General features: G+C 72.9%; 3 protein-coding genes and 1 pseudogene. All 4 read left to right on the top strand.

The features are described from left to right. Nucleotides 1-181, top strand: a pseudogene (locus QQK83_RS19210) (flagellar basal-body MS-ring/collar protein FliF); the annotation flags it as partial. Continuing rightward, nucleotides 178-795, top strand: coding sequence for a flagellar biosynthesis protein (locus QQK83_RS19205; protein WP_284267042.1), 618 nt, complete (start codon nt 178-180; stop codon nt 793-795). The pseudogene QQK83_RS19210 and the gene QQK83_RS19205, both read left to right, overlap by 4 nt. After that, nucleotides 795-1,073 carry a FliM/FliN family flagellar motor C-terminal domain-containing protein gene (locus QQK83_RS19200; protein ID WP_284267040.1) on the top strand — a complete coding sequence of 93 codons (279 nt, stop codon included), beginning with the start codon at nt 795-797 and terminating at the stop codon, nt 1,071-1,073. Before QQK83_RS19205 ends, QQK83_RS19200 begins: the two co-directional genes overlap by 1 nt. Then, on the top strand, nt 1,060-1,791 hold the full coding sequence (gene fliP / locus QQK83_RS19195; RefSeq protein WP_284267038.1) for a flagellar type III secretion system pore protein FliP: 732 nt from the start codon (nt 1,060-1,062) through the stop codon (nt 1,789-1,791). The genes QQK83_RS19200 and fliP overlap by 14 nt, the downstream gene beginning before the upstream one ends. Nucleotides 1,792-1,969: the final 178 nt, after the last annotated feature.

The following is a 1,969-nucleotide window of genomic DNA, read 5'->3' as shown; positions in this document are numbered from 1 at the left end:
GTCCGCGGGTGCCGCGGGTGCCGCAGCCGCCCTGCCGGCCCCCGCCCTGCCGCTGGCCGAGGGGACGGAGCTGCCGCTTGACCCGGTCGAACGCCTGCGCCGCCTGATCGAGGAGCGCGAGGAGGAAACCGTCGAGATCCTGCGCAGCTGGATGGAAGAGGACGAGGGGGTGCGCCCATGACCCGCGCCCTGACGCTCGAGGAGTTCTCGACCGACCCGGCCTCCCCGCCGGGGCCGACCGCCCCCGCGGCCGCCGCGGACCCCGAAACCGCCCTGGCCGCCTTCGACGAAGGCTACCGCAACGGCTGGGAGGATTGCGCCAGCGCCGAGGCCGAGGGGCAGCGCCGCATCGGCGCCGATCTCGCCCGCGCCCTGTCCGAGGTGAACCGCAGCTACGAACAGGCACGCGCCGATATCCTCGCCGCCCTCGGGCCGCTCTTCGAGGAGATGGCCGCCCGCCTGCTGCCCCGCCTCGCCGCCGAGGCCGTGGCCCCCGCCGTGCAGGCGGAACTGACCCGCATCGCCGACCAGGCCAGCGGCGGCCAGGTCGTGCTGATGGCGGCCCCTGCCGCCCTTCCCGCGCTCGAGCGGCTGGTGGACACGCAGCCGGACCTGTCGCTCCGGCTTGTCGCCGAGCCCGCGCTGGCCGAGGGGCAGGTCTCGCTCCGCTTCGCGGGCGAACGGCGCGACATCGACCTGGGCGAGGCCGCCGACCGCATGGCCGAGGCGCTGCGCGCCTTCACCGCCCCGGACCAGACCGGCGCGCCCCGCGCCGCCACACAGGGAGCCGCCTGATGACAGACCCGATCCACCCCCATGGCGCCGCCCTGCAGGGCGTCCCGATCGAGATCCGCGTCTCGGTCGGCCGGGCGCGGCCGCTGTTGCGCGACGTGATGGCGCTCGCCCCCGATGCCGTGCTGCCCCTCGACAGCCGGATCGAGGATCCGGTCGCGCTCTACGTCGGCGACCGCATGATCGCCGAAGGCGAACTGGTCGAGCTGGAGGGCGAGCGCGCGGGCCAGCTGGCGGTGCGCGTCACGAGGCTCGGCGGCGACGGCAATGGCCTGGGTTGAGCGCACGGGCCGCGCCGCGCTGCTGGCCCTGCTGCTGGCCGCCCTCGGCACCGCCGCCACCGCGCAGGAGGTGACGCTGGACCTTGGCGACGGCACGTCGCTCACCGCGCGCGCGCTGCAGCTGATCGCGCTGATCACCGTCCTCAGCCTCGCGCCGGGGCTGGCCATCATGATCACCTGCTTCCCCTTCGTGGTGACGGTCCTGTCGATCCTGCGACAGGCCATCGGCCTGCAGCAATCACCGCCCAACATGCTGATCGTCAGCCTTGCGCTATTCCTCACCTATTTCGTCATGGCCCCCGTCTTCGAACAGGCCTACGCGCTCGGCATTTCCCCCCTGCTCGAGGGCACGCTTGACCCGCAACAGGCGCTGACCGCCGCCTATGGCCCGTTCCGCGGCTTCATGCTGAACCGGGTCGAGGCGGACACCCTGCACTCGCTTGCCGAGTTGCGCGGGCTGGACGCCTCCGCCGATCCCGTGCCCTCGATCCTGATCCCCGCCTTCATGCTGAGCGAGGTTGAGCGCGCCTTCCAGATCGGTTTCCTGATCTTCCTGCCCTTCCTCATCATCGACCTCGTGGTCGCCGCCATCCTGATGTCCATGGGGATGATGATGGTGCCCCCGGTGATCGTGTCCCTGCCCTTCAAGCTTGCCTTCTTCGTCGTCGCCGACGGCTGGTCGCTGGTGACCGGCGCGCTGGTGCGCTCGTATTTCTGACCCTGCCGCCCAAGGTGCCCGCATGACCGACCCCTCCCGCGCCCACCCCGATCCCGCGCAACGCCGCTCCGAAAAGCTCAGGGCCATCGCCGCCGTCTTCGGCAGCGATGTCGCCGCCCGGATCGGCGGCGGCGGGGCTGCGCACGGGGCGGCCCCGGCGGCGGACCGGCCCGATCCC

The organism is Roseicyclus amphidinii, assembly GCF_030163755.1.
Taxonomy (GTDB): domain Bacteria; phylum Pseudomonadota; class Alphaproteobacteria; order Rhodobacterales; family Rhodobacteraceae; genus Roseicyclus; species Roseicyclus amphidinii.
This window is presented reverse-complemented; position numbering and strand designations above follow the sequence as displayed.